Origin of the sequence: Pseudomonas sp. A6 (assembly GCF_052367875.1) — a bacterium.
Taxonomy (GTDB): Bacteria; Pseudomonadota; Gammaproteobacteria; order Pseudomonadales; family Pseudomonadaceae; genus Pseudomonas; species Pseudomonas citronellolis.
Genome location: NZ_CP198970.1, coordinates 3,672,309 through 3,698,692 on the forward strand (window position 1 = coordinate 3,672,309; position 26,384 = coordinate 3,698,692).

Below are 26,384 nucleotides of genomic sequence, written 5' to 3' on the forward strand. Positions count from 1 at the left end.
TTGGCATCTTTTTATTAATGCTCTGGCGATCTTCGAGGTGAGGCTAGTCAGTTCGCCCAGGGGCGTCAAATTGCTTTTGATTACCGGTTGATAAGAGTGGTCTATCAAGCGCCTTAATTGTCCATTCCGCCCTTCTACTGCGGGCATTCCAGGGCTGATAGACGGTTCTGATCAGGGTTTAATTTATTTCGATTGGACGCAATCTCCGCTTCTCAATAGCCTGATGTCACAAGGCGAACCAATGTCTTTCCAGCTTTCAGGCCGATTGTTCGAAAAAAAGGCCCTGGAACTTGGACCTGAACACAACTCACCCGGTGTTGCGAACAGCAAGTTTCGCGCAAGGAAGTTGCTCGCTCAGCGTTCCGATATTGGCGTGCTCTTAGCGTCGCCTTTTTCTGCCTGAGAACTTTCATTCTCTGCGTGTAATCGAGGAATGCCTGAATGAGCCAAGACGAACATATAAGGAGCTACACCGGACCGGCCGCCGGCTGGGGCGCGCTCAAGAGCGTGACCAAGAGCTGGCTGGGCAGCGAGAACGCGGTCAAGAACCTGCGGGCGATGCTCAAGACCAACCAGAACAGCGGCTTCGACTGCCCCGGCTGCGCCTGGGGCGAGTCGCCCGAGAACGGCCTGGTGAAGTTCTGCGAGAACGGCGCCAAGGCGGTCAACTGGGAATCCACCGGGCGCTCCGTCGACCCCGACTTCTTCGCCAAGTACAGCGTCAGCGCGCTGGCCGGGCAGAGCGACTACTGGCTCGAATACCAGGGCCGCCTGACCCATCCCATGCGCTATGACGCGGCCACCGACCACTACGTGGAAACCACCTGGGACGAGGCCTTCGCCCTGATCGCCCGGCACCTGAAGGCGCTGAAGTCGCCGGACGAGGCGGAGTTCTACACCTCCGGCCGGGCCAGCAACGAGGCGGCCTTCCTCTACCAGCTGTTCGTCCGCGCCTTCGGCACCAACAACTTCCCCGACTGCTCGAACATGTGCCACGAGGCCAGCGGCCTGGGCATGGCGGAAACCCTCGGGGTGGGCAAGGGCACCGTGGTCTTCGACGACCTGGAGAAGGCCGACGCCATCTTCGTCATCGGCCAGAACCCCGGCACCAACCACCCGCGCATGCTCGAACCGCTGCGCGAGGCCGTGCACCGCGGCGCCCAGGTGATCTGCATCAACCCGCTGAAGGAACGCGGCCTGGAGCGTTTCCAGCACCCGCAGCACCCCTTCGAGATGCTCAGCAACGGCTCGGAGCCGACCAACACCGCCTACTTCCGCCCGGCCCTGGGCGGCGACATGGCGATGTTCCGCGGCATGGCCAAGTTCCTCCTGCAGTGGGAGCGCGAGGCTCAGGCCAACGGCGAGCCGCCGGTGTTCGACCACGCCTTCATCCGCGAGCACACCAGCGGCCTGGACGACTACCTGGCGGCGGTGGACGCCACCCCCTGGGAGCACATCGTCGGCCAGTCCGGCCTGAGCCTGGCCGAGATCGAGCTGGCGGCGCGCATGTACCGCCGCGCCGAGCGCGTGATCATGTGCTGGGCCATGGGCCTGACGCAGCACCGCCACTCGGTGCCGACCATCCAGGAGGTGGTCAACCTGCAACTGCTGCGCGGCAACGTCGGCAAGCCCGGCGCCGGCCTGTCGCCGGTGCGCGGCCACAGCAACGTGCAGGGCGACCGCACCATGGGCATCGACGAGAAGCCGCCGACCTGGCTGCTGAATGCCCTGGAGAAACGCTTCAGGTTCAAGGCGCCGCGTGGCCACGGCGACAACGCCGTGCTGGCCATCCAGGCCATGGAAGCCAGGCGCGCCAAGGTGTTCCTGGCCCTGGGCGGCAACTTCGCCCAGGCCACCCCGGACACCCCGCGCACCCACGCCGCGCTGCGCAACTGCGAGCTGACCGTGCACATCGCCACCAAGCTCAACCGCTCGCACCTGGTCACCGGCCGCGATGCGCTGATCCTGCCGTGCCTGGGCCGCACCGAGGTCGACATGCAGGCCGAAGGGCCCCAGGGCGTCACCGTGGAAGACACCTTCAGCATGGTGCACATCTCCCACGGCCAGCTGAAGCCGCGCTCGCCGCACCTGCGCTCGGAACCGGCGATCATCGCCGGCATCGCCAAGGCCACCCTGGGCAACCGCCCGATCGACTGGGACTGGGCCATCGCCGACTACGGGCACATCCGCGACCTGATCGCCGACGTCATCCCCGGCTTCGCCGACTTCAACGCGCGGCTGCAGCACCCCGGCGGCTTCCACCTGGGCAACGACGCGGCCGAGCGGGTCTGGAAGACCGCCAGCGGCAAGGCCGGCTTCACCCCCAGCGAACTGCCGCTGGAGCTGGTCAACCAGGCGGTGCTGGCCCGCGGCGAGCGGCCCGACCTGATCCTCCAGACGCTGCGTTCCCACGACCAGTACAACACCACCCTGTACGGCCTGGACGACCGCTACCGCGGGGTGTTCGGCCTGCGCGAGGTGGTCTTCGCCAACGAGCGGGACATCCGCCGCCTGGGCTTCGAGCCGGGCGAGAAGGTCGACCTGGTGTCGCTCTGGGAAGACGGCATCGAGCGCCGCGTCCACGGCTTCCAGCTGGTGGCCTACGACCTGCCGGCCGGGCAGGCCGCGGCCTACTACCCGGAAACCAACCCGCTGGTGCCGCTGGAAAGCTATGGCGAGCGCACCTTCACGCCAACTTCCAAGTTCATCGCGATCAGGCTGGAGAAGGCCCGGGAAGACAATCGGATCCATTCGACTGTCGCCTGAGGCGGACTCCCGTGCGGCAGCCGGAGGACGGCTGCCGGAATTTCATGAATGAGCGATCAATAAGGGTTTCGCCATGTTGAACCTACAGGCGTTGGACCTGGCGCGGATTCAGTTCGCGTTCACGGTCTCTTTCCACATCATCTTCCCGGCCATCACCATCGGCCTGGCCAGCTTCCTGGCCGTGCTCGAAGGGCTCTGGCTGAAGTCCGGCAACGCGGTCTACAAGGACCTCTACAAGTTCTGGTCGAAGATATTCGCGGTGAACTTCGGCATGGGCGTGGTCTCCGGCCTAGTCATGGCCTACGAGTTCGGCACCAACTGGGCGCGCTTCTCCGACTACGCCGGCAGCATCACCGGGCCGCTGCTGACCTACGAGGTGCTGACGGCGTTCTTCCTGGAAGCCGGCTTCCTCGGCGTGATGCTCTTCGGCTGGGACCGGGTGGGGCGCCGCCTGCACTTCTTCGCCACGGTGATGGTGGCCATCGGCACCATGATCTCGATGTTCTGGATCCTCTCGTCCAACAGCTGGATGCAGACGCCCCAGGGCATCGGCATCGTCGATGGGCGCGTGGTGCCGCTGGACTGGCTGAAGATCGTCTTCAACCCGTCCTTCCCCTACCGCCTGGTGCACATGGCGCTGGCCGCCTACCTGTCCACCGCCTTCTTCGTCGGCGCCTCGGCCGCCTGGCACCTGCTGCGCGGGCGCGACAACCCGGCCACGCGGACCATGCTGTCGATGGCCATGTGGATGGTCCTGGGCGTGGCGCCGCTGCAGGTGCTGGTGGGCGACGCCCACGGCCTGAACACCCTGGAGCACCAGCCGGCGAAGATCGCCGCCATCGAGGGACACTGGGAGAACAAGCCGGGCGAGCCGACGCCGCTGATCCTCTTCGGCATCCCGGACATGCAGGCCGAGCGGACCCGCTACAGCCTGGAAGTGCCGTACCTGGGCAGCCTGATCCTGACCCACAGCCTGGACAAGCAGATCCCGGCGCTGAAGAGCTTCGCCCCGCAGGACCGGCCCAACTCCACCGTGGTGTTCTGGAGCTTCCGCCTGATGGCCGGGCTGGGGATGCTGATGATCCTCTGCGCCCTGGCCGCCCTGGTGCTGCGCCGCGGTGGCGCGCTGTACCGCAACCGCGCCTTCCTGGGCCTGGTGCTGGTGATGGGTCCCTCCGGGCTGATCGCGCTGCTGGCCGGCTGGTTCACCACCGAGATGGGCCGCCAGCCCTGGGTGGTCTACGGGATGCTGCGCACCAGCCAGGCGGTCTCCAACCACAACGTCGCGCAGATGAGCCTGACCCTGGCGCTGTTCGTGGTCATCTACTTCTCGGTGTTCACCGTCGGCCTGGGCTACATGATGCGCCTGGTGCGCAAGGGGCCTGGCCAGCAGCACCTGATCGATCCGCTGGACAGCGAGCCCGCCGGGCCTTCCAGCATCCGCAGACCTATGTCGGTTGCCGGCTGAGGAGGTTGCAACATGGGTATTCAAGGTATCGACCTGTCGGTCATCTGGGGCGTGATCATCGCCTTCGGGCTGATGATGTACGTGATCATGGACGGCTTCGACCTGGGGCTGGGGATTCTCTTCCCGCTGGTGTCCGACTCCAGTGAACGCGACGTGATGATGAACACCGTCGCCCCGGTCTGGGACGGCAACGAAACCTGGGCCGTGCTGGGCGCCGCCGCGCTCTACGGCGCCTTCCCGCTGGCCTATTCGGTGATCCTGGAGGCGCTGTACCTGCCGCTGGTGCTGGTGCTGGCCGGGCTGATCTTCCGTGGCGTGGCCTTCGAGTTCCGCTTCAAGGCCAAGCCGCAGAAGCGCCACATCTGGGACAAGGCGTTCATCGCCGGCTCCTTCCTGGCGACCTTCTTCCAGGGCGTGGCCATCGGCACCTACATCGACGGCATCCCGGTGGTGGACCGGCAGTTCGCCGGCGGCCCGCTGGACTGGCTGTCGCCGTTCCCGCTGTTCTGCGGCCTGGGCCTGGTGGTGGCCTACGCGCTGCTGGGCAGCACCTGGCTGCTGGTGAAGACCGAGGGCATGCTGGAGTCGCGCATGCGCCACTACAGCCGGCCGCTGACCTACCTGCTGGCGGCGGTGATCGTGGTGATCTGCGCCTGGACCGCCTGGCTGCACCCGAACATCGCCCAGCTGTGGTTCTCCGGGCGCCACTGGGTGCTCTTCGCGGTGATCGCCGCGCTGGCGGTGGCGTCGATGTGCCTGGTCCAGTCGAACCTGCGCAAGCGCCATTCGCACCTGCCGTTCATCAGCGTGCTGGCCCTGATGTTCCTCGGCTACCTCGCCCTGGCGGTGAGCATCTGGCCGAAGATCGTCCCGCCGGCCATCGACCTCTGGCAGGCCGCCTCGCCGCCGTCCAGCCAGTTGTTCGCCCTGATCGGCGCGCTGTTCATCATCCCGATCATCCTCATGTACACCTTCTGGAGCTACCACGTGTTCCGCGGCAAGGTCACCGCCGCAGACGCCTACCACTAACTCCCCACGAGCCACACGACAGCTGGCGGTGGCCGCGCCCGAGCGCGGCCGCCCCCGGCGCGGGGACGCTTTTTTCCGAATTCCAGCGGGCCGCCCGTGCCGGCCCGTACAGATACCGATAACGGAGCCTTGCGATGAAAGACGATAAAGATTCAGTCCGTGACGACGCCGCCCAGGAAAACGACGCCGAGCTCGACAACCAGGCGTTCGTGGAATCGCTCCGCGAGCTGATGGGCGAGTACGACAAAACCCTGGAGGACGTCATCGAAATCCTCGAGACCGATGCCGACTGGATCGCCAACGGCGACCAGGCCAAGGGCGCGAAATACCAGAAGATCCGCGCCCGCAAGGTCTACCGCAACCCGCACACCGGCGAGACGGTGCGGACCAACAACCGCGACCACAAGACGCTGCTGGGCTGGAAGGACGTCTATGGCGAGGAGGTCGTGGAGTCCTGGATTCTCAGCTAGCTCGCATTGATGGGTATCGCTTCGCTCAACCCATCCTACGAAGAGCGGGCCACGCAGCCCCATACCTACGCTACTCCATGCAGGAGCGCGCCCTGCGCGCGAAATCGCGGGCAGGGCCCGCTCCTACAGGTGGGTTCGGTGGGAACATGTGTAGGGCGCATAACCGTTCGCGGTTATACGCCGCCGTCCGTGCCACCGAGGTGTCCGGCGTGGGCGATTATCCTTTTTTCCCCGGCGTCAACACCACGCTGGCCTCGCTGGTGAGCACCCGGAAGGTGAAGGTCTCCAGGAAGTACAGCTCCACGCTGGTCGCGCTGTGGCTCGTATAGCCGATGGAGATGTCCTGGCCGATGTCCAGCTCGAAATCCCCGCCGCGCATGCTGAGCACGAAGCCACCTTCCAGCGCCGGGGCCCAGATGATGCCGCCGTCCACCTGCTGCTCCATGTGGTGGAAGACCGGGTAACCCTCGTCGCTGCCGCCACTCGCCGCGGTGTAGGCGTCCGCTCCCAGCACCAGCGCATAGGGCCCGTTGACGCCGGCCAGGCGCAGCTGGCTCAGCGCCTGCGCCACGGCGCCGGAGTAGCCGCGCACGTTGGCCGGCAGCACCACGCCGGCGTTGCTGCTGGCCTGGCGGATGCCCTGGATGCCGGCCGCGGCGTAGCCGTCGAACACCGCGCGGTCCTCGGCGAAGGCCAGCTTGCGGGCGGCGTCCTTCAGCGGGTCCCAGTCCGAATCGTCCGAGCCGCGCTCCACGTCGTCGATCGCCTGGCGGCTCAGCTCGAAGGGCACGCGCAGCTCGACGATCGCCCGGGCATCGCGCTGGGCGGCCTGGATACCCTCCGCCGGGGCCTGCAGCGCATGCAGGTGGCCGGTGCCCACCGCGGACAGGCCGAGGCCGCCCGGCGGCGGCACGTCGACCACGCGGCGGGCCGCGAGGTGGCGCTTGAGGGTGCGCGTGGCCTCTTCGTCGATCTGGGCCCAGGCCTTGTCGGAGATGGGGGCGAGTTCACGGTGCAGGTTATTCATTGCCTGATTCCTTTAGTGAGCCAATGCCGAGGGAGCCATCGCGGGGGCCGTCCGGGGTTCCGCCGTCCTGCGGGGGGAGGGCGGGCGCGCTGGCCTGCGGGGTTACCTGTTCGAGAAAACTGGCCGGAGGCACGAAGAACAGGCTGCCGGTCACCGCGCGGCTGAAGTCCAGCAGGCGGTCGTAGTTGCCCGGGGGCAGGCCGATGAACATGTTCTCGAGCATCCGTTCGATGCGCCGCGGCGAACGGGCGTAGCCGATGAAATAGGTGCCGAACTCGCCCTTGGCGATATCGCCGAAGGGCATGTTGTCGCGCAGGATTTCCAGTTGTTCGCCGTCTTCGATGATCGTGGTCAGGGCGTTGTGCGCATTGCTCGGCTTGACGGCGTCGTCCAGCTCTATGTCGGAGAGCTTGTGCCGGCCGATGATCCGTTCCTGCTCGGCCACCGGCAGCGCGTTCCACTGGGCCAGGTCGTGCAGGTACTTCTGCACGATGACGTAGCTGCCGGCGACGAAGTTCTCGTCCTCGCCGGCGATCAGGGTGGCGTCCAGCGCGGCCTGGCCCGCCGGGTTCTCCGTGCCGTCGACGAAGCCCAGCAGGTCGCGGGCATCGAAGTAGCTGAAGCCCTGCACCTCGTCGGCGGTGGCCACGGCGTCGCCGAGGCGGGCCATGATCTGCGTTTCCAGCTCGAAGCACAGGTCCATGCGCTCGGCGCGGATGTGGAACAGCAGGTCGCCCGGGGTGGACACGGCGTGGTGCGCGCCCTGGATTTCGCGGAAGGGGTGCAGCTCCCGCGGCCTGGGCTGGCCGAAGAGACGGTCCCAGGCCGCCGAGCCGAAGCCCATGACGCAGGACAGCAGCCCCTGCGGGGCGCGGAACCCGATGGCCCGCAACAGGCCGGGCATGTCGGCGCACAACGCGCGCACGGCGGTTTCGCCGGCCTGGCCGGGGTTGATCGTCAGCACCAGGAAGATGGCGGCCCGGCTCAGCGGGGCGGTGACCGACTGGGGAACGGCTGTGGACACGCGGTGCTCCTCTTGCAGGCTCATTTCAACTGGTAGGACCGGGCGCCGGTGCCGGCGAGCGCGCCACCGTCGACGATCAGGTACTCCTCGCGGATCGGCTTGCCGGCGAAATGGCTCTGGAGAATCTCCAGGGTGCCCGCGGCATAGCGGGCCTGGGCCGAAAGCGAGGTGCCGGACATGTGCGGCGTCATGCCGTTGAACGGCATGCTGCGCCAGGGGTGGTCCGCCGGCGCGGGTTGCGGGAACCAGACGTCGCCGGCATAGCCGGCGAGCTGCCCGGATTCCAGCGCGCGCACCACGGCGTCGCGCTCCACCAGCTTGCCGCGCGCGCAATTGATCAGGTAGGAGCCGCGCTTCATCCGGGCGAGCATGGCATCGTCCAGCAGCCCCTCGGTGGACGGGTAGAGCGGCACCTGCAGGTTGACGATGTCGACCGCCGCCACCAGCGAGGCGACGTCCGCGTGGTAGGTCAGCCCCAGTTCCGCCTCGATGGCCGGGGCCAGCCGGTGGCGCTGGGTGTAGTGCAGGTGCAGGTCGAAGGGCTTGAGCCGGCGCAGCACGGCCAGGCCGATGCGCCCCGCGCCTATGGCGCCGAAATGCAGGCCCTCGATGTCGTAGCTGCGCGCCACGCAGTCGGCGATGTTCCAGCCGCCGTTGCGGGCGATCTCGTGGGCGGGCAGGTAATTGCGCACCAGGGCCAGCACCATCATCACCACGTGCTCGGCGACGCTGATGCAGTTCGAACCGGTGACCTCGGCGACGGTGATGCGGGCCGCCGCTGCAGCGGCCAGGTCCACGTGGTCGGAACCTATGCCGGCGGTGACCGCGAGCTTCAGCCTGGGCGCCTTGGCGATCCGCTCGGCGGTCAGGTAGGCGGGCCAGAACGGCTGGGAAATCACCACCTCGGCCTCGGGCAGCCAACGCTCGAACTCGGAGTCCGGGCCGTCCTTGTCGCTGGTCACCAGCAGCTCGTGTCCCGCCTGTTCCAGGTAGGCGCGCAGGCCAAGCTCGCCGGAAACGCAGCCCACCAGCTCGCCGGGCGTGAAACCGAGCGGCGGCTGGGGCGAGGGGGCCGTCTGCCCATCGGCGTAGGCATCGATGTGCGGAATGTCGCTGCGCGCATAGCGGGGAGGGTAGCCGGCCAGTGGATCGGGGTAGAGGACACACAGCACCTTGGCCATGAACGGAATCTCCTCATATCGTGCGCCCGCGCGAATGCGGACGGCCAAACTTCCCGGTCGACGACTATTGGCCTGCGACAGCGAGGAAGATCATTCAGTAAAGTTCATGTTCCTTTCGCACGCCAATGCTTCGAAGACCGCCGGTGAAATAAAAACCGGAGTCTTTCTGCCGCTCGGAGAACATGCGGATTATTGATGGGGTGGTTGTATTTATTCGAGACCGATGATTCGGAAGATTCGCCGAAGAGCATCTGCGGGGCATCTTTGTGGATATGAAGGATGAGAATCGATGGAGCCCGGATACTTGGTTCCGGCATCTGTATTAAATGTAGCCGCAATAAAACGATGTAATGCATATGCGGTGGTTCAGCAAAGGTGCTTCAGCCTGGCTCCGCTCCCTCACCCCAGCCCTCTCCCGGAGGGAGAGGGGGCCGTTTGGAGTGGGTGGGGAGTTTGGAGTCATCCTGTGAGCACGTAGGGCGTATAACCGTCCGCGGTTATACGCCGTTGGCCGGCGCGCCGATGCCCTTCATGGAACTGTAGGAGCGAGCTTGCTCGCGAATGGGGTTTGCCGGGGGCGTAGGTGTTGGGGGTAAGAGCGCCCTCTCCCCAGCCCTCTCCCTGAAGGGAGAGGGGGCTGTTCGGAGTGGCCGGGAAGTCCAGAGTCATCCTAATACTCCTTACCCCCCCCTCGTCATTCCCGCGAACGCGGGAATCCAGTGACTGCGGGGTTCGCGAGCAAGCTCGCTCCTACGAAAAGCAAAAGCGCGTCCGCTTTTGCTTTTGGACTTCCAGAGAAACCTCCGCGCACTCCGAAACGCCCCTTCAGAAGGCCGAGCGAAACCGGCGCTCAGGAGGTCATGCGACATGGATGTCGCGAGAGCCCCGTGGGCTACAGGGACGTACCCTCGGGGCGGGCCTCCGTGGCGGGGGAGTTCGCGAGGGTAGCCCGGCTCCATCGGGCCCGTATGTTGGGGCAAGCCTTTTTGGTTCCTTTTGTGGCGTTTGACAAAAGGGACTCGCCCGAGGGGGCGAAACGAGAGACATCCGAGCACTCGGAGCGGCGCGGTACACCAAGCCCCCAAGTCTCTGGGTTCCCGCGTTCGCGGGAATGACGGGGTTGAGGTCGGAGCGCAGGACCAAGAGCCGTAAACGAAGCCCTAGCCCCCCACCCCACATGAAAATGCCGCTTCCCTCATGAAGAGAAACGGCATTCTTTCTTAAGTGAACAACATTACGTAATGCGAAGTACCCGCCTAACAGACGCTAACAGCATATAACGGGCAGCCTTGGCACTCCTGCCCCATCCTCATGAGCAGTCCCTGTCCTCGCGCCAACGCGCAGGACAGTCAATGCAGGGCTGCTTGGGAAAGGGAGGTTGGGCGAATGACTGAAGGTATCGGCTGCATGAGCCTGGCAGGGCGCTGCAGCAATGCGGAATTCGGTGCATTGCTGGCCCAGGCGCAGCAGGGCGGCGGCGAGGCGTCGCCGCGCCTGCTCAAGGCGTTGGTTCCGCTGCTCGTGGCGTTCTTCGAAGGGCAGGTACAGGCTGGCCGGGTGCGCCTGGAGGACCTCGGCGAGGTCCTGCGCGCGACTCTCAAGGCCGTGGATTCACGGCGCGCCAGCTATGACCCCGCCGGCCCTTTCCGCGCCTGGCTGCTGGATATCGCCCGGCAGGAGCTGGGCGAATACCAGCGGCGCGCGGCGGCGCAGGCGGTGCTGCCGAAGGCCGGCCCCGGGCAGCGCCTTCCCCGCACCAGCCGCAAGTGCGCGCGGGTGCTCTGAGTCGCCGGGCCCGCCGGTCATCGTTCGTCAGGAAGTACCGATGCAGTCGATCGAGAAGGTTCTCTACACCGCGCACACCCGCACCCTCGGTGGCCGCGACGGCATCGCGCGCAGCGACGATGGCCGCCTGGACCTGCGCTTTTCGCCGCCGGGGGCGCCGGGGCAGGGCACCAACCCGGAGCAGCTCCTGGCCGTCGGCTGGTCGGCCAGCTTCATCGGTGCGCTGCGGCATGCCGCCAACGCCCGGAAAGTCCCGTTTCCCCCCGATGCCACGGTGGAGGCGGACGTGGACCTGGTGCACGGCGAGCACGGTTTCTTCCTGCGGGCGCACCTGGCCATCTCGCTGCCCGGCGTCGAGCCGGAGCTGGCCCGCTGCCTGCTGGACGCCGCCCGGCAGAGCTGCCCCTTCTCCAAGGCCACCCGCGGCAACATTCCGCTGCTGCTGAGCCTGCAGTAGACGCCTGTGGCGGCGTCCACACGGCCGCCACAGGATGTGCTTGATCGCCCGTGCAAAACGCCTATCCTCGTAGGATTTTCGAACCCGAGAGAACTTCCCGTGGAGTCCGCAACGGACGCATTGCACGAACCCTTCGAACCGTCCCTCGAGTTCGGCCCCTTCCGCGTCACGCCCGGCAAGCGCCTGCTCAGCCGCGATGGCGAGCCGGTGGAGATCGGCGGCCGCGCCCTCGACCTGCTCATCGCCCTGCTGGAGAAGCCGGGCCAGGTGTTGTCCAAGCGCGAGCTGATCAAGCGCGTCTGGCCCGACGTGGTGGTGGAAGAGGGCAGCCTGCGCTTTCACATGAACAGCCTGCGCCGCGCGCTCGGCGACGGCGAGCAGGGCGCGCGCTACATCGCCACCCAGGTCGGCGTCGGCTACGCCTTCGTCGCCCCGGTGAACCGGCGCCCGGCCCTGGACGCAGCGCCTTCGGCCGCGCCCGTGGCGCCGCTCGGCGAAAGCGTGGGCGGCCTGCCGCCGCGGGCCAGGCTGTTCGGCCGCGAGGCCGACGTGGCCCTGGTGCTGGAGCGCCTGGCGCAGCCGCGGCTGTTCACCATCGTCGGCACCGGCGGCGTCGGCAAGACCAGCCTCGCCGTCGAGGTGGGCCACCGCGCCGCCGGCGAGCGCCTGGAGCCGGTGCGCTTCGTCGACCTGGCGCAGGTCGAGGATGCGGCGCTGGTGCCTTCCGCGCTGGCCGCCTCGCTGGGCATTCCCGTGCAGGTCGAGGACCCGCTGTTCGTGCTGCTCGCCCACCTGCGCGGGCAGCGGCTGCTGCTGATCATCGACAACTGCGAGCACCTGGTGGATGCGGTGTCCGCCGTCGCCGAGCGCATCGGCGAGGCCGCGCCCGGCGTCGCGCTGCTGGCCACCAGCCGCGAGCCGCTGCGGGTGCGCGACGAGCAGGTGCACTGGCTGGGGCCGCTGGGCTTTCCGGCCGACAGCGAGGGATTGAGCCTGGAGCAACTGCTGGCATTCCCGGCGGTGCGGCTGTTCGTCGAACGGGCGAAGGCCGGCAACGCTTCGCTGGCGCTGGAGGAGGGCGATGCCCAGTTGGTCGCCGACATGTGCCGGCGCCTGGACGGCATGGCACTGCCGATCGAGTTGGCGGCGATGCGCGCCGCCAGCCACGGGGTCAAGGCCACCCACGCCCTGCTGGGGGAACGTTTCTCGCTCGGCTGGGCCGGCTGGCGCACCGCGCAGCCGCGCCACCAGACGCTGCGGGCGATGCTCGACTGGAGCTACGACCTGCTCAGCGCCCCGCAGCGCCTGGTGTTCGACCGCTTGGCGGTGTTCGTCGGGCCGTTCTCGCTGCAGGCGGCCTCGCAGATCGTCGCCGATGCCCGGATCGACGAGCTGGAAGCCGCCGCCACCCTGGACGAACTCGCCGCCAAGGGGCTGGTGACGGTCGACCGCAGCGAAACGACGGTAACCTACCGCCTGCTGGAAATGACCCGCGCCTACGTGCGCGACAAGCTGCCGGCCCACGGCGCGGCCGAGATGCACAGCCTCGGCTTCCGCCATGCGCTTTTCTACCTGAAGCTGCTGGAGGGCCTGGGCAGCTCGCCGGAAGACATCTTCGACGGCTGCGCGCGCCTGGCCAGCCAGCTCGGCAACATTCGCAGCGCCCTGGAATGGAGCTTCGGCCCCCAGGGCGACCCCGGCCTGGCGCTGCCCCTGGCGGCGGCCAGCGCGCCGCTGTTCCTGCACTTCTCGCTGCAGGTGGAATGCCGCACCTGGTGTGCCCGCGCCACCGAGCTGCTGGAGCTGGGCTACCACGGCACGCCCACGGAGATGGAGCTGCAGGCCGCGCTGGGCCTGGTGCTGATGTTCACCCGCGGCAACAGCGGCGCGGCGGAAACCGCCTTGCTGCGGGCCCTGGACATCGCCGTGGCGCTGGACGACCGCTGGGCGCAGCTGCGCCTGCTGGGCCGCCTGCAGATCTTCTACGAGCGCATCGGCGACTTCGCCTCGTCGCTGGCCTGGGCCGAGCGCGCGCTGGCGATCGGCGACAGCCTGGGTGAGCCGGAAGCCATCGCCGTCGCCGCCTCGCTGGCGGGGATTTCCCACCACCTGCTGGGCGACCAGCGCCTGGCGCGCCAGGAACTGGAGCGCTCGCTGCGCAACAGCCTGCCCTCCGAGCGCAGCCGGACCCTGCACTACGGCTTCGACCACCACAACCGCACCGGCCTGGCGCTGGCGCGCACGCTGTGGCTGCTGGGCTTCCCGGACCAGGCGCGGCGCCTCGCCACGCAAGTGGAGGCGGAAGCCGCGGAGCTGAAGCACCCGGCCACCTACTGCATCGCCCTGGTGTGGACGCTGTGCATCCACATCTGGAACGGCGACCTGGCGCAGGCCGAGGCGAGCCTGCTGGCCTTCAGCCAGATCGCCCACGCCAATGCCTTCGCCCCGTACGTGGCGGCCTCGCTGGGCCTGCGCGGGGCCATCGCCATCCGCCGCGAGCAGCCCGGCGACGCGGTGCTGCTGCTGGAGGAAAGCCTGTCGCGGCTGCAGGGCATGCGCTACGAGCTGCTGACCACCTCCTTCGAGATTTCCCTGGCCGAAGGCCTGATCCTCGATGGGCAATACGCGCGGGCCCTGGCGGTGATCCAGCGCAGCGTCCAGCACTGCCGGCGCAGCGGCGATGCCTTCGCCCTGCCGGAACTGCTGCGCTTGCAGGCCCAGGTGCTCAAGGCGCTGGGCGAGGGCGCCACGGCGGTCGATGCCGTGCTCGACGAGTCGCTGGCCCTGGCGCGCCAGCAAGGCGCGCGGGCCTGGGAGCTGCGCGCGGGCCTGGACCGCGCGCAGCTGCGCATGGAGCAGGGGCGCAACGCGGAGGCGGCGCAGTTGCTCGATGCCTGCGCGCTCAGCGAAGGCTTCGACAGCCTGGACATGCGCCAATTGGCGCAGTTGCGCCAGCGGCTGGGCTGAGGCGGGTAGGGCACACTCTTCTGCACGTTGCAGAAGAGTGCGCCGTATATAACGAAACAGAACTGTTTACCTTAACTGGCCACTGTATTCATATCCCGCCTGTTTATTCTTTTTTATCCGGCACTGGACGGCTTCGAACAACTTTCCTATTACCGGGCGACACCTTCGTATCATGGTTGGCGGTTGCATAACTTGGTTTGATGGGTTGGCGTTTCCCATTGTTTGTTCATTGCGCCAATCATCCAGGACAAAACCATGAAAAAGCTCACGACAGCCGCTGGTGCGCCGGTGGTCGATAACAACAATTCGCAGACCGCAGGCCCCAGGGGCCCGGTGCTGCTGCAGGACGTCTGGCTGCTGGAAAAGCTCGCGCACTTCGATCGCGAGGTGATTCCCGAGCGGCGCATGCACGCCAAGGGCTCGGGCGCCCATGGAACCTTCACCGTCACCCACGACATAACCCGCTATACCAAGGCCCGGCTGTTTTCCGAGATCGGCAAGAGCACCGAGGTTTTCGTGCGCTTTTCCACCGTGGCCGGGGAACGCGGCGCCGCCGATGCCGAGCGTGACATTCGCGGGTTCGCCATAAAGTTCTATACCGAACAGGGCAACTGGGACCTGGTGGGCAATAACACGCCGGTATTCTTCCTGCGCGATCCGTTGAAGTTCCCCGACCTCAATCATGCGGTCAAGCGCGACCCGCGCACCCATCTGCGCAGCGCCGAAAACAACTGGGACTTCTGGACCCTGCTGCCCGAGGCCCTGCACCAGGTCACCATCGTCATGAGCGACCGCGGGCTGCCCCGCTCGTACCGGCACATGCACGGCTTCGGCAGCCACACCTTCAGCTTCATAAGCCGGCAGAACGAGCGCTCCTGGGTGAAGTTCACCTGGAAGACCCAGCAGGGCATCGAGAACCTCACCGACCAGCAGGCCGAAGCCCTGGTCGGCCGGGACCGCGAAAGCGCCCAGCGCGACCTGTATGGCAGCATCGAGGAAGGCCGCTTCCCGCGCTGGACGCTCTACGTGCAGATCATGCCGGAGGCGGACGCGGCGACCTGCCCGATCAATCCCTTCGACCTGACCAAGGTCTGGCCGCACGGCGATTACCCGCTGATCGAAGTCGGCGTTCTCGAACTCAACCGCAACCCCGCGAACTACTTCGCCGAGGTGGAGCAGGCGGCCTTCAGCCCGGCCAACGTGGTGCCCGGCATCAGCTTCTCGCCGGACAAGATGCTGCAGGCGCGGCTGTTCTCCTATGGCGATGCGCAGCGCTACCGCCTGGGCGTCAACCATCACCAGATTCCGGTGAACGCGCCGAAATGCCCGTTCCACAGTTATCACCGGGACGGGCAGATGCGCACCGACGGCAACGCCGGCAGCACCCTGGGCTACGAGCCCAACAGCTACGGGCAATGGCAGGAGCAGCCGGACTTCAGCGAACCGCCGCTGGCGCCGCAAGGCAGCGCGGGCCACTGGGACCATCGCGAAGACCAGGACTATTTCTCCCAGCCCGGCGCGCTGTTCCGCCTGATGACCTTCGAGCAGCAACAGGCGCTGTTCGACAATACCGCGCGTTCGATCCAGGGCGCCTCGACGCAGACCAAACAGCGGCATATCGATAACTGCAGCAAGGCGGACCCGGCGTACGGAGCGGGCGTGGCAAGCGCCATCGAACGGCTGGGCCGGGCGTAGTAAAAAGGCCGCGCGCCCGTCCATGGGCGCGCGGCCAGCCCGAAGGGTTTCTAGCCCGGTATCGCCTCGTCGCCGAAGGCCTGGACCTCCTGCACCAGGCCCTGGGCGGCCAGGGCCACCAGTTGCCGGCCCTTTTCGATGGAGGCTTGCGCCGGGTCCGAACCCATGCGGCCATCCGGGTGACGCGCGCGGAAATCGAGCGCTTCGCGGATGGGGCCCCAGTTGGCGATCCGTGGCGAATACTCGGCGGACTTGATGAAGTCCGGATAGGCCCACTGGGTCACGGCGATCTCGGTGGGCGTGGCGTGGATGCCGTGGCCCGTGGGGAACTGCTCCCGCGCCAGGGCATCGACGCCTTCCAGGTCCCACCAGTTGCACAGCTTCAGGGCGAAGCCGGCGCGGCGCCGGGCGAAACTCGCTTCGGCATAGAGTTCCGAGAAGGCCGCTTCGATCGAGGCGATGTTGCCGCCGTGGCCGTTGAGAAAGAAGATTTTCTCGAAGCCGTGGCCGGCCAGCGAGCGCACCCAGTCACCGATGGCGGCCATGAAGGTCGAGGGCCGCAGCGAGATGGTGCCGGGGAAGCCCAGGTGATGCTGGGCCATACCGATGTTGAAGGTCGGGGCGATGAGGATGTCCGCCAGCTTCTGCGCCTCGCCGGCGATGATCTCCGGGCACATCCAGTCGGTGCCCAGCAGGCCGGTGGGGCCGTGCTGTTCGTTGGAGCCGATGGGGATGACGATGGTGCGGCTGCGTTCGAGAAACTGGCCGATCTCGGCCCAGGTCGATAGATGCAGGAACATCTGGGGGCTCTCCTTGGAAAGGTTCCTGGCGGAACCCGGTGGGGTGGGGTTCGAGGCGCGGGGTCCTGTCTGTAGCGGCCGGGACGTAATATGCTTCCGGCCCAGCATTCGGCGCCGCTTGCGCAGGTCGATCAAAGCACCCGGATGCCACCTCGGCGATTGCACGATGGTGTCGGTCGATACCTTGGTATGCACGCAAGGGTATGGCTGCGTGGAGCACCGCTTCGAACAGTGCGTCAGAAGGAAACAGGCTGCGTGCCCAAGGCTATGAACAACAAGGCTGCAATGGCCCCGTCCCCGTGGGGCGTCGTCGGTCTGTGCATGCTCTTCAACGTGATCGACGGCCTGGATGCGATGGCCATGGCGTTCACCGGCGGCAGCGTTTCGGCGGAGTGGGGGCTGAGTGCGACCCAGCTCGGCATGCTGCTCAGCGCGAGCCTGGTGGGCATGGCCTGCGGCTCGTTCATCAGCCCCCGGGCGGACCGCTATGGGCGCCGGCCCTTGCTGCTGGCGGGCCTTTCGCTCAGCGGCGTCAGCATGTTGCTGTCGTTCTGCAGCCCGAACCACCAGGTGCTGATGCTTCTGCGCATGCTGACCGACGTCGGCACCGGCGCGGTGCTGGTGGGCGCCAATGTGCTGGCCCATGAATACACCGGAGCGCATCGGCGAAGCCTGGCCATCGCCCTGCAATCCCTCGCCTTCGCGCTGGGCGTGAGCCTGGGCGGCCTGCTGGCGCACCTGTTCAACGAGTGGCTTGGTTGGCGCTACGTGTTTCTAGCCGGCGGCGTGGCCACGCTCGCGGCCGTGGCGGCTGGTGCACTCTGGCTGCGTGAGTCGCCGGAGTTCCTGGCGCTCGACCGGCAACAGAATGCCCAGTTGCGGCTATCGCGAGGCGTGGAATTCCGGCAGCTATTCGCATCTGGCCAGTGGCAACTGACCGCTTCACTGGCCCTGGCGCTATTGCTGCTGATGTTCGGCTATTACTTCGTGATGAGCTGGACGCCGACGTTGATGCTGCACAACGGCTTTTCCGAAAAACAGGGCTCCACGGGCGGGCTGTTGCTGGGCCTCGGCGGCATGCTCGGCGCCTTGCTGGTGGGGCTGGCGGCGAATCGGGCGGGGGGCCGCCAACTATTGTTGGGCCTTCTGCTGCTCAATGCCGTGGTGATGACGCTGCTGGTGCCGGCCAGCCGCGTCTCGCTGCTGGCCATTCCCGCTGGCTTCGGCGCGGGGCTGTCGCTCAATGGCGCCATCGCGGCGCTTTTCATCCTCGCGCCCCAGGCCTTCTTTACCGCGATTCGCACCAGCGGCGTGGGCCTGGTGCTGGCGACCGGGCGCCTGGGGGCGATCCTGTCACCGGCTATCGCGGGGGTGCTGCTCGACGCCCAGTGGAGCACGCAAGAACTGTTCGGCTTCTTCGCCAGCAGCCAGTTGCTGGCGGCCTTGCTGGTCTGGCTGGGCTGCCGGCGGCCGCTGTCGGTCCCGGCCTGAGCCCGGGCGGCGAGGGCGCCTCAGCGCTCGCCGTCGGGGGCGATCTCCAGCAGCGCCGCCATCTTCACCAGGTCCGGCAGCGAGCGCGCCTTCATCTTGCGCATGGCCCGGCCGCGATGGGCCTTGACGGTGATCTCGCTGATGCCCAGGTCGGCGGCCACCTGCTTGTTCAGGCGCCCGGCAACGACCCTGCGCAGCACGTCCCGTTCGCGCGGCGTGAGGCTGGCGTAGGCGGCGCGCAGGGTGCGCAGCCTTTCCTGCTGCTGCAGGGCCACGCGGCTGTGCGCCAGGGCCTCGGCGATGGCGCGCAGCAGGGTGTCGTCGTCGAAGGGCTTGGTGAGGAATTCCACCGCCCCGGCCTTCATGGCGCGCACTGTCAGCGGCACGTCGCCGTAGCCGGTGATGAAGATGATCGGCATGGCCGGGCGCTCGCCGGCCACGCTGCGCTGCAGGTCCAGCCCATTGAGGTCGGGCAGGTTGACGTCCAGCACCAGGCAGCTGGGCACCAGGGCCGCGGGCTGGTCGAGGAAGGCCCGGGCGGAATCGAACAACACCGGTTGCCAGCCGGCGAAGCGGATCAGCAGTTCCAGCGACTCGCGCACCGAGACGTCGTCGTCGACCACGTAGACCAGCGGCGTGGCGTCGGCCTGTGGCCGGGTTCCCCCCTGGGGGGCAGGGACAGCGTTCAACATGCCTGGTTCTCCTGGTGGCCTGCGGCGTCAGCCGACCGGTAGCGCGGCGCTGAGCGCCTTGAGCAGTTCCGCCTCGCTGAAGGGTTTCAGCAGGCAATCCACGGCGCCCTGGGCGATCAGGCGCGGGCGGGTGGCCGCGTCGCCATGGGCGGTGATGAAGATGATGGGGATGCGCCAGCCGCGCCGGGCCAGTTCCTTCTGCAGCTCCGGCCCGGACATCTCCGGCATGGCCACGTCGAGGATCAGGCAGCGCGTCTGCGCGAGGCAGTCCGAGTCGAGGAAGGCCGGCGCCGAGGCGAAGGCCTGCACGGCGAAGCCGAACTCGCGCAGCAGGTCCGGCAGCGATTCGCGCACGGACTCGTCGTCATCCACCAGCGACACGAGCAAAGGCGTGGTCATCGGGCATTCCCCCTGGCGTGGTCGTCGTCGGCGTCGGCGGCCGGCAGCGGGATGGAAAAGATGAAGGTCGCGCCGGGGCCGTCGTGGGCCGTGGCCCAGATCCGCCCGGCATGGTGCTCGATGATGGAGCGGCTGACCAGCAGGCCGATACCCATGCCGGCGCGCTTGGTGGTGTAGAAGGCGTCGAACAGCCGGTGGGCGTCCTGCGGGGGGAAGCCGTTGCCGTTGTCGCGCACCGCCAGGAACACGCTGGAGTCCAGGTCGTAGCCGCTGCTGATGCGCAGCTGCCGCGGGCGGCCGTGCACCTCGGCCAGGGCGTCCATGGCGTTGATGATCAGGTTGAGGATTACCTGCTGCAGTTGCACGCGGTCGCCGGGCACGGGCGGCAGCTGCTCGTTGAACTGCGGCAGCACGGCCACGCCGTTGCGCTGCAGTTCGTTCTGCAGCATGGCAAGCACTTCCCGGGCCGCCGCGTTGAGGTCCACCGGCTCGCTGGCCACCCCGTCCTTGGCGAACAGCGCGCGCAGGCGCTTGATCACGTCGGCCGCGCGGTTGCCGTCGCGGATGGTGCGCCGCGCGGTCTCGCGGGCGCCGTCGACGTTGGGCGGGGTGGCGCCGAGCATGCGCAGGCAGGTGTTGGCGTTGGTGATGATGCCGGCCAGCGGCTGGTTGACTTCATGGGCGATGGACGCGGTGAGCGCCCCCAGGCTGGCGACCCGGGCCACGTGCGCGAGTTCGGCGCGGACCCTGCCGAGGGCCTCGTCGGCGAGGCGCCGCTGGGTGACGTCCTGCACGGCGGCGATGTATTCCAGGGCGCCGTCGGCGTCGCGCATCGCCTGGGCCACGATGTGCACGTGGCGGATCACGCCGCCGGGCAGCAGCAGCCGGTGTTCGTGCTCGAAGTCGCGGGCGGCGTGGCGCTGGCGCTGGAACACCTCGTCGAGGCGCGAGAGGTCGTCGGGGTGGACCCGCGAATAGACCAGCTCGAAGCTCGGCGTCAGGCCCGGGTCCAGGTCGAGCAGGCGGTAGATCTCGTCGGACCAGGCGATCTCGTCGTTGTCCACGTGCCAGGAGAAGGTGCCGGTCAGGCTGATGCGCTGGGCCTTGGCGAGGAAGGCCTCGCTCTGCTTCAGCGCGGCCTCGCCGCGGGCGCGCTCGATGGCGATGCTGGCCAACTGGCTGAACTGCGCGATGCGGTTGCGCTGCGCCTCGTCGGGCTGCCAGGGGTTGCGCAGGAACAGCGAGAGGACGCCGCTCACTTCGCCGCCGGTGGCGATCACCGGCGTCGCCCAGCTCGCCCGCAGGCCGTGGGCCAGGGCCGTGGCGCACCAGGCGGGCCAGCGCGTTTCGGCGGACAGGTCGGCCACCACCACGGTTTCGCCAGAGAGGACGACCAGGGATTCAGGGCTGCTGCCGGCGTCCACCGCCTGGCCATCGCTGGCCATGAGGCCCGGCGGCAGCCCGGGGCCGGCGCCGGGTTGCAGGCGCAGCTCGCCCGGTGCCTGCACGGCGCGGCGGCTGCGCCGGGGCGCGACCAGGGTGATGCCGCACAGGCAGTCGTCGAGGCTGGCTTCCACCAACTGGCACAGTGCTTCGAGCACCAGGGGCAGGGCGGCGCCGCCGGCCATCAGGCTGTGCAGGCGTTTCTCGCCGGCCAGCAGCAGCTCGGCGCGTTTGCGTGCGTCGATGTCGGTGTTGCCGCCGTACCACTTGAGCACGCGGCCGGCCTCGTCGCGCTGCGGCACGGCGTGGATCAGGAACCAGCGGTAGCTGCCGTCGAAGCGCCGCAGGCGGGCTTCGAACTCGCCCGCCAGCCCCGCGGCCAGCAGGCCCTGCCAGTACGCGCCCAACGCCGGCGCGTCGCTCGGGTGCACGGCGTTCATCCAGCCGGTGCCGCGGGCCTCGTCGGGTGTCATGCCGGTGTAGTCGAACCAGCGCTGGTTGAGGAATTCGACGCTGCCGTCGGGCGCGGTGCGCCAGACGAAGCCGGGGATGCTGTCGATGAGCGCATCCAGGGCCGGGGTGCTGGTGGTCGCCGGGCCCGGGCCGAGGTCCTCGATGTCGATGGCCAGGCCGCACCAGGTGCCGGCGGCGGCGTCGAGGCGCTCGACGCGCAGCAGGAAGCGTCGGTAGGCGCCGTCGAAACGCCGCAGGCGCGCCTGCATGTCCTGCGCCTGGCCGGAGCGCAGGATGGCGGCCCAGCGTTCGAGCAGCGCCGGCAGGTCGTCGGGGTGCACCACCGACTGCCAGCCATCGCCCAGCGCCGCGTCGGCGGGGTGGCCGGTGTACGCGCACCAGGGGCGGTTGACGGAGTCGACCCGGCCGTCGGCAGCGGCGGTCCAGGCCAGGCCGGGCAGCCTGTCGACGACAGGGCCGGGTTCGTTGTGCATACCGATCCTCTCTCGGCGGTAGCCGTTTCGCGAGCATGCGCCACCTTGGCGGAGCTGCCCATCATACCTTGGTGTCGGCTGGGCGAAAGCGCCGTCGTTGACGGGGCAGGGGGCTGCGCGGGGGCGCTCGATACCTTCGTGCAATCGTCCCCGGCAGCCGGCCTCTGCTCTGATCGGCGGCACATACCGAACCCGGTATGCACGAGCACATGCCAGGAGGCAGCCATGACCACCGAAACCGTTCTCTACACCGCCAGGGTCCACACCACCGGGGCCCGCGACGGCGGCACCTCGCGCAGCGACGACGGGCGCCTGGACATCCGCCATTCGCTGCCCGGCACGCCAGGCACCGGCACCAACCCGGAGCAGCTGTTCGCCGCCGGCTGGTCGGCCTGCTTCGAAGGCGCGCTGGGCCTCGCCGCGCGGCGGAAGAAGATCGCCCTGCCGGCGAACCTGGCCATCGACGCCGAGGTGGAGCTGTGCCAGGGCGAGGAAGGCTACTTCCTGCGGGCGCGCCTGCAGGTCAGCCTGCCGGGGCTGGAACGGGACGCCGCCCTGGACCTGATCGAGACGGCCCACCAGACCTGCCCCTACTCGAAGGCCACCCGCGGCAACATCGACGTCGCGCTCTCGCTCGCCTGAGCGAGCCCGCTGCGGCCACGCCAGGCCGGCGTGGCCGCAGCGCCCCGGCGCCGGCGGGCGAACGATACGAAGGTATCGACCGACACCTTCGTGCAATCCCCAGGCCCGCCGCCCTTTGTTCTGATCGATGCCACGGGTTGCGCAGCGCCTCCGAAGCGGGGCGGGCGCGACCGACAGTGGCCAGGTTCGCGCTTCGCCGAGGGCGAACGATTGCGTCCACGCCCCGGCCCCCACTCAAGGAGATCGACCATGCTCGCAGCATCGCACCCACGGAAGACTCAGCACCTGTTCACCCGTTCGCTCCTGGCCGGCGCCGTCGGCCTGTTCCTGCTCGGCGGCAGCCACGCGCACCTGGCGCCGCTGGCCCTGGTCGCGTCCGCCAACGCCACGGCGAGCGAGGACGACAGCGTGCGGCCGTACCGCATCGAGGTGCCCCAGGCGCAACTGGACGACCTGCGCCGGCGCATCGCCGCCACCCGCTGGCCGGACAAGGAAACCGTCGCCGACGCCTCCCAGGGCGTGCAACTGGCCAGGCTGAAAGCCCTGGTCGACTACTGGGGCAACGGCTACGACTGGCGCAAGGCCGAGGCGAAGCTCAACGCCCTGCCGCAGTTCGTCACCCGCATCGACGGCGTGGACATCCAGTTCATCCACGTGCGCTCCCGCCAGCCCCACGCCATGCCGCTGATCCTCACCCACGGCTGGCCCGGCTCGCCGCTGGAGTTCCTCAAGACCATCGGCCCGCTGACCGACCCCACGGCCTACGGCGGCAAGGCCGAGGACGCCTTCGACGTGGTGATCCCGGCGATCCCCGGGCACGGCTTCTCCGGCAAGCCGACCGAGCTGGGCTGGAACCCCGACCGGGTGGCGCGGGCCTGGGACGTGCTGATGAAGCGCCTGGGCTACCAGCAGTACGTGTCCCAGGGCGGCGACCACGGCTCGGTGATCTCCGATGCCCTGGGCCGCCTGGCGCCGCCCGGGCTGCTGGGCATCCACCTGAACATGCCGGCGACCATCCCGGCCGAACTGGTCAAGCCGATCGACAGCGGCGACCCGGCGCCCGACGGCCTGTCCGGCGACGAGCGCGCCGCCTACCAGGCGCTGAGTACCTTCTTCGGGCGCAACGCCGCCTACGGCGCGATGATGGTGACGCGGCCGCAGACCATCGGCTATTCCCTGGCCGACTCGCCGGCCGGCATGGCCGCGTGGATGTACGAGAAGTTCGCCGCCTGGACCGACAGCGGCGGCGAGCCGGAGCGCGTGCTCAGCCGCGACGAGATGCTCGACGACATCTCCCTCTACTGGCTGACCAACACCGGCGCCTCGTCTTCGCGCTTCTACTGGGAAAACAACAACAACAATTTCAGCGCCGCCGCGCAGAAGACCGCGCAGATCAAGGTGCCGGTGGCCATCAGCGTGTTCCCCGGCGAAATCTACCGCGCGCCGAAGAGCTGGGCGCAGCGCGCCTATCCCTCGCTGGACTACTTCCACGCGGTGGACAAGGGCGGCCACTTCGCCGCCTGGGAGCAACCGCAGCTGTTCAGCGAGGAGCTGCGCGAGGCCTTCCGCCCGCAGCGCGCCTCGCTGGCCGAGCGCTAGACCGAAGTCCCGCCGATTCCCGGCACACAGCAAGGGAGAACCCTGATGAACCCGTTCAACTACAAAGCCCTGGGCGCCCCGGTGCTCGCATTCGCCCTGGCGAACCTCGCCATCCCCCTGGCGCAGGCCGCGGACGACGCCTTCGGCGCGCTGCGCCACGTGGACGCCGGGCTGCTGAAGGTGGCCTACGCCGAAGCCGGCCCGGCCGACGGCCCGGCGGTCATCCTGCTGCACGGCTGGCCCTACGACATCCATAGCTACAGCGAAGTGGCGCCGCAGCTTGCAGCCAAGGGCTACCACGTGCTCATCCCCTATGCCCGCGGCTATGGCGACACCCGCTTCCTTTCCGCCAAGACGCTGCGCAACGGCGAACCGGCGGCCCTGGCGGTGGACGTCGTCGACTTCATGGATGCGCTGAAGATCAAGCGCGCGGTGCTCGCCGGCTACGACTGGGGCGCGCGCTCGGCCGACATAGTCGCGGCGCTGTGGCCGGAGCGGGTGAAGGCGCTGGTCTCGGTGAGCGGCTACCTGATCGGCAGCCAGGCGGCGGGCAAGGCGCCGCTGCCGCCCAGCGCCGAACTGCAGTGGTGGTACCAGTTCTACTTCGCCACCGAGCGCGGCCGCGAAGGCTACGACAAGTACCGCCACGAGTTCGCCAGGCTGATCTGGCAGCTGGCCTCGCCCAAGTGGAACTTCGACGACGCCACCTTCGAGCGCAGCGCGGCGGCGCTGGACAACCCCGACCAGGGCCCCATCGCCATCCACAACTACCGCTGGCGCCTGGGCCTGGCCGAGGGCGAGGCGCGCTACGCGGAACTGGAGAAGCGCCTGGCGGCCTTCCCCACGATCGGCGTGCCGACCATCACCCTCGAAGGCGACGCCAACGGCGCGCCGCACCCGCCGGCCGAGGCCTACGCCAAGCGCTTCAGCGGCAAGTACGAGTACCGCCTGATCAAGGGCGGCATCGGCCACAACCTGCCGCAGGAGGCGCCCCAGGCCTTCGTCCAGGCGGTGGTCGACGCCGACCACCTGTGAGCGGAGCGCAGCCATGACACCCAGACTCCCCGCACTCGCCGCGACGCTCCTGGCGCTTGCCCTGGCCAGCGGCGCCAGCGCCGACCCGGCGCCCGCCGCGGACGCCTCGCCGATCTACGGCGTGCGCATGCCCGAGGGTTACCGCAACTGGCAGCTGGTCGCCCCGGCGCAGGAAGCGGCGCCGCTGAACGAGTTGCGCGCGGTGCTCGGCAACGACATCGCCATGCGGGCCTACCGAGCGGGCAAGCTGCCGTTCCCCGACGGCAGCGTACTCGCCAAGCTGGCCTGGAAGCACGTGCAGTCGCCGGAATTCGAGCCGGCCTCGATCCCCGGCGCGGCCACCACCGTGCAGTTTATGGTCAAGGACTCGAAGAAGTACGCGGCCACCGGCGGCTGGGGCTTCGCCCGCTTCATCGACGGCAAGCCGGCCGACGAGGCGCAGCACCAGACCTGCTACGCCTGCCACCAGGCGCGGGTGAAGAACCACGACCTGGTGTTCACCCGCTACGCGCCTTAGCGCCGATTCCCCACCACCGGCCGGGGCCGTGCGCCCCGGTCTCATTCCCCTGCAAGGAGAATTTCCGATGAAAACAACCCTCGGTGCCCTGGCCTGCGCCGCCGGCCTGCTCATGGCCGCCGGCGCGTCCGCCGCCGCGAAACCCACCGTGGTGCTGGTCCACGGCGCCTTCGCCGACGCCTCCAGCTGGAACGGCGTGACGCGCATCCTCGAACACGACGGCTACACCGTGGTGGCCGCCGCCAACCCGCTGCGCGGCGTCGCCAGCGACGGCGCCTACGTGGCCAACATCCTCGCCAGCCTGAAGACGCCGGTGGTGCTGGTCGGGCACTCCTACGGCGGCAACGTCATCAGCGCCGCGGCCAGCGACGCCGGCAACGTCAAGGCGCTGGTCTACGTCGCCGCCTTCGCCCCCGCGGCCGGGGAGAGCGCCGCCGACCTGGCCGGCAAGTTCCCCGGCAGCACCCTCGGCCCGACCCTGGCGCCGCCGGTGACGCTCGCCGGCGGCAAGGACCTGTACATCCAGCAGGACAAGTTCCACGCCCAGTTCGCCGCCGACGTGCCGGCCCCGGAGGCCGCGTTGATGGCGGCCGCCCAGCGCCCGGTCACCGAGGCCGCGCTGAACGAGAAGGCCGGCGCCGCTGCCTGGCAGCGCATCCCCTCGTGGTTCGTCTACGGCGACCAGGACCGCAACATCCCCCCGCAGGCTCTGGCCTTCATGGCCCAGCGGGCCCACGCCAAGGACGTCGAGGTGGTCTCCGGCGCTTCCCACGTGGTGATGGTCTCGCATCCCGAAGCGGTGGCGCGGTCGATCGAGAAGGCTGCTGCTTCGCTGTAGGTCGTTGCTGATCTCAGAAAGGTCGCTGGCCGCTCCTTGTTGAGCGGCCAGCGACCTTCCGGAGGGGAGGGAACCGAGGTTGGCGACAGGCCGCCTACCGCTCGGGGGCTGG

21 protein-coding genes are annotated in these 26,384 nt (G+C 68.4%); 14 read left to right on the plus strand and 7 right to left on the minus strand.

Going from position 1 to position 26,384, the window contains the following annotated elements; all coding sequences use genetic code 11:
* Positions 1–441 precede the first annotated feature (441 nt).
* The 4 genes from ACTWJ5_RS16455 to ACTWJ5_RS16470 all read left to right on the plus strand — a co-directional run bounded on the left by ACTWJ5_RS16455 (position 442) and on the right by ACTWJ5_RS16470 (position 5,733).
* Positions 442–2,766, plus strand: a complete 2,325-nt coding sequence (locus tag ACTWJ5_RS16455) for an FdhF/YdeP family oxidoreductase (RefSeq protein ID WP_444436077.1) — start codon at positions 442–444, stop codon at positions 2,764–2,766.
* Between the two features lie 73 nt (positions 2,767–2,839).
* Complete coding sequence (locus ACTWJ5_RS16460; protein WP_444436079.1) at positions 2,840–4,234, plus strand: cytochrome ubiquinol oxidase subunit I; 1,395 nt, start codon at positions 2,840–2,842, stop codon at positions 4,232–4,234.
* A gap of 12 nt (positions 4,235–4,246) precedes the next feature.
* Positions 4,247–5,263, plus strand: a complete 1,017-nt coding sequence (gene cydB / locus ACTWJ5_RS16465) for a cytochrome d ubiquinol oxidase subunit II (RefSeq protein ID WP_444436080.1) — start codon at positions 4,247–4,249, stop codon at positions 5,261–5,263.
* A 134-nt stretch (positions 5,264–5,397) separates the two neighbouring features.
* Positions 5,398–5,733 (plus strand): histone-like nucleoid-structuring protein, MvaT/MvaU family, encoded by a 336-nt coding sequence (locus ACTWJ5_RS16470; RefSeq protein ID WP_074983873.1) that lies wholly within the window; start codon positions 5,398–5,400, stop codon positions 5,731–5,733.
* 217 nt (positions 5,734–5,950) lie between these two features.
* Here the strand turns inward: ACTWJ5_RS16470 and ACTWJ5_RS16475 are convergent, their stop codons facing one another.
* From ACTWJ5_RS16475 to ACTWJ5_RS16485, 3 genes are read right to left on the minus strand one after another with little or no spacing between them, the layout of a single operon-like run.
* The gene (locus ACTWJ5_RS16475; RefSeq protein WP_444436082.1) at positions 5,951–6,760 is read right to left on the minus strand and encodes a family 1 encapsulin nanocompartment shell protein; all 810 of its coding nucleotides are present in this window, start codon (positions 6,758–6,760) and stop codon (positions 5,951–5,953) included.
* Complete coding sequence (locus ACTWJ5_RS16480; RefSeq protein ID WP_301502416.1) at positions 6,753–7,808, minus strand: Dyp-type peroxidase; 1,056 nt, start codon at positions 7,806–7,808, stop codon at positions 6,753–6,755. The genes ACTWJ5_RS16475 and ACTWJ5_RS16480 overlap by 8 nt, the downstream gene beginning before the upstream one ends.
* On the minus strand, positions 7,805–8,965 hold the full coding sequence (locus ACTWJ5_RS16485; RefSeq protein ID WP_253411780.1) for an NAD-dependent formate dehydrogenase: 1,161 nt from the start codon (positions 8,963–8,965) through the stop codon (positions 7,805–7,807). The genes ACTWJ5_RS16480 and ACTWJ5_RS16485 overlap by 4 nt, the downstream gene beginning before the upstream one ends.
* Before the next feature lie 1,386 nt (positions 8,966–10,351).
* On the opposite strand from ACTWJ5_RS16485, the gene ACTWJ5_RS16490 reads away from it, so the two are divergent.
* The 4 genes from ACTWJ5_RS16490 (at position 10,352) to ACTWJ5_RS16505 (ending at position 15,869) form a co-directional block, all read left to right on the plus strand.
* Entirely contained in the window at positions 10,352–10,750 is a 399-nt protein-coding gene (locus tag ACTWJ5_RS16490) for a hypothetical protein (protein WP_444436084.1), read from the plus strand.
* Positions 10,751–10,790: 40 nt separating this feature from the next.
* The gene (locus tag ACTWJ5_RS16495; protein ID WP_444436085.1) at positions 10,791–11,207 is read left to right on the plus strand and encodes an organic hydroperoxide resistance protein; all 417 of its coding nucleotides are present in this window, start codon (positions 10,791–10,793) and stop codon (positions 11,205–11,207) included.
* Positions 11,208–11,306: 99 nt separating this feature from the next.
* Positions 11,307–14,174 (plus strand): ATP-binding protein, encoded by a 2,868-nt coding sequence (locus ACTWJ5_RS16500; RefSeq protein WP_444436086.1) that lies wholly within the window; start codon positions 11,307–11,309, stop codon positions 14,172–14,174.
* Between the two features lie 255 nt (positions 14,175–14,429).
* Positions 14,430–15,869: a catalase gene (locus ACTWJ5_RS16505; protein WP_444436087.1), complete on the plus strand. Its 1,440-nt coding sequence runs from the start codon at positions 14,430–14,432 to the stop codon at positions 15,867–15,869.
* A gap of 50 nt (positions 15,870–15,919) precedes the next feature.
* On the opposite strand, the gene ACTWJ5_RS16510 is transcribed toward ACTWJ5_RS16505, so the two are convergent.
* Positions 15,920–16,669, minus strand: a complete 750-nt coding sequence (locus tag ACTWJ5_RS16510; RefSeq protein WP_074983857.1) for a creatininase family protein — start codon at positions 16,667–16,669, stop codon at positions 15,920–15,922.
* 255 nt (positions 16,670–16,924) lie between these two features.
* Between ACTWJ5_RS16510 and ACTWJ5_RS16515 the strand changes: the two genes are divergently transcribed.
* Positions 16,925–18,160, plus strand: a complete 1,236-nt coding sequence (locus ACTWJ5_RS16515) for an MFS transporter (protein WP_444436089.1) — start codon at positions 16,925–16,927, stop codon at positions 18,158–18,160.
* A gap of 20 nt (positions 18,161–18,180) precedes the next feature.
* Here the strand turns inward: ACTWJ5_RS16515 and ACTWJ5_RS16520 are convergent, their stop codons facing one another.
* From ACTWJ5_RS16520 to ACTWJ5_RS16530, 3 genes are read right to left on the minus strand one after another with little or no spacing between them, the layout of a single operon-like run.
* Positions 18,181–18,852 (minus strand): response regulator transcription factor, encoded by a 672-nt coding sequence (locus ACTWJ5_RS16520; RefSeq protein WP_043316786.1) that lies wholly within the window; start codon positions 18,850–18,852, stop codon positions 18,181–18,183.
* 27 nt (positions 18,853–18,879) lie between these two features.
* Complete coding sequence (locus ACTWJ5_RS16525) at positions 18,880–19,251, minus strand: response regulator (RefSeq protein ID WP_009621952.1); 372 nt, start codon at positions 19,249–19,251, stop codon at positions 18,880–18,882.
* Positions 19,248–21,641, minus strand: a complete 2,394-nt coding sequence (locus tag ACTWJ5_RS16530; protein WP_444436090.1) for a PAS domain-containing protein — start codon at positions 21,639–21,641, stop codon at positions 19,248–19,250. Before ACTWJ5_RS16530 ends, ACTWJ5_RS16525 begins: the two co-directional genes overlap by 4 nt.
* Before the next feature lie 225 nt (positions 21,642–21,866).
* On the opposite strand from ACTWJ5_RS16530, the gene ACTWJ5_RS16535 reads away from it, so the two are divergent.
* From ACTWJ5_RS16535 to ACTWJ5_RS16555, 5 genes are all read left to right on the plus strand, one after another.
* The gene (locus ACTWJ5_RS16535) at positions 21,867–22,283 is read left to right on the plus strand and encodes an organic hydroperoxide resistance protein (protein ID WP_074983849.1); all 417 of its coding nucleotides are present in this window, start codon (positions 21,867–21,869) and stop codon (positions 22,281–22,283) included.
* Positions 22,284–22,532: 249 nt separating this feature from the next.
* Positions 22,533–23,882 (plus strand): epoxide hydrolase family protein, encoded by a 1,350-nt coding sequence (locus tag ACTWJ5_RS16540; RefSeq protein WP_444436092.1) that lies wholly within the window; start codon positions 22,533–22,535, stop codon positions 23,880–23,882.
* Between the two features lie 45 nt (positions 23,883–23,927).
* Entirely contained in the window at positions 23,928–24,917 is a 990-nt protein-coding gene (locus tag ACTWJ5_RS16545; RefSeq protein WP_444436094.1) for an alpha/beta fold hydrolase, read from the plus strand.
* 13 nt (positions 24,918–24,930) lie between these two features.
* Complete coding sequence (locus ACTWJ5_RS16550) at positions 24,931–25,434, plus strand: cytochrome P460 family protein (protein WP_074983842.1); 504 nt, start codon at positions 24,931–24,933, stop codon at positions 25,432–25,434.
* A gap of 67 nt (positions 25,435–25,501) precedes the next feature.
* A complete protein-coding gene (locus ACTWJ5_RS16555) occupies positions 25,502–26,272 on the plus strand; it encodes an alpha/beta fold hydrolase (protein WP_444436096.1) in 771 nt (256 codons plus the stop codon).
* Positions 26,273–26,384: the final 112 nt, after the last annotated feature.

Coding starts and splice junctions, on each gene's coding strand:
- ACTWJ5_RS16455 (WP_444436077.1), top strand. CDS start 442: ATGAGCCAAGACGAACATATAAGGAGCTACACCGGACCGGCCGCCGGC.
- ACTWJ5_RS16460 (WP_444436079.1), top strand. CDS start 2,840: ATGTTGAACCTACAGGCGTTGGACCTGGCGCGGATTCAGTTCGCGTTC.
- cydB (WP_444436080.1), top strand. CDS start 4,247: ATGGGTATTCAAGGTATCGACCTGTCGGTCATCTGGGGCGTGATCATC.
- ACTWJ5_RS16470 (WP_074983873.1), top strand. CDS start 5,398: ATGAAAGACGATAAAGATTCAGTCCGTGACGACGCCGCCCAGGAAAAC.
- ACTWJ5_RS16475 (WP_444436082.1), bottom strand. CDS start 6,760: ATGAATAACCTGCACCGTGAACTCGCCCCCATCTCCGACAAGGCCTGG.
- ACTWJ5_RS16480 (WP_301502416.1), bottom strand. CDS start 7,808: ATGAGCCTGCAAGAGGAGCACCGCGTGTCCACAGCCGTTCCCCAGTCG.
- ACTWJ5_RS16485 (WP_253411780.1), bottom strand. CDS start 8,965: ATGGCCAAGGTGCTGTGTGTCCTCTACCCCGATCCACTGGCCGGCTAC.
- ACTWJ5_RS16490 (WP_444436084.1), top strand. CDS start 10,352: ATGACTGAAGGTATCGGCTGCATGAGCCTGGCAGGGCGCTGCAGCAAT.
- ACTWJ5_RS16495 (WP_444436085.1), top strand. CDS start 10,791: ATGCAGTCGATCGAGAAGGTTCTCTACACCGCGCACACCCGCACCCTC.
- ACTWJ5_RS16505 (WP_444436087.1), top strand. CDS start 14,430: ATGAAAAAGCTCACGACAGCCGCTGGTGCGCCGGTGGTCGATAACAAC.
- ACTWJ5_RS16510 (WP_074983857.1), bottom strand. CDS start 16,669: ATGTTCCTGCATCTATCGACCTGGGCCGAGATCGGCCAGTTTCTCGAA.
- ACTWJ5_RS16520 (WP_043316786.1), bottom strand. CDS start 18,852: ATGTTGAACGCTGTCCCTGCCCCCCAGGGGGGAACCCGGCCACAGGCC.
- ACTWJ5_RS16525 (WP_009621952.1), bottom strand. CDS start 19,251: ATGACCACGCCTTTGCTCGTGTCGCTGGTGGATGACGACGAGTCCGTG.
- ACTWJ5_RS16530 (WP_444436090.1), bottom strand. CDS start 21,641: ATGCACAACGAACCCGGCCCTGTCGTCGACAGGCTGCCCGGCCTGGCC.
- ACTWJ5_RS16535 (WP_074983849.1), top strand. CDS start 21,867: ATGACCACCGAAACCGTTCTCTACACCGCCAGGGTCCACACCACCGGG.
- ACTWJ5_RS16540 (WP_444436092.1), top strand. CDS start 22,533: ATGCTCGCAGCATCGCACCCACGGAAGACTCAGCACCTGTTCACCCGT.
- ACTWJ5_RS16545 (WP_444436094.1), top strand. CDS start 23,928: ATGAACCCGTTCAACTACAAAGCCCTGGGCGCCCCGGTGCTCGCATTC.
- ACTWJ5_RS16550 (WP_074983842.1), top strand. CDS start 24,931: ATGACACCCAGACTCCCCGCACTCGCCGCGACGCTCCTGGCGCTTGCC.
- ACTWJ5_RS16555 (WP_444436096.1), top strand. CDS start 25,502: ATGAAAACAACCCTCGGTGCCCTGGCCTGCGCCGCCGGCCTGCTCATG.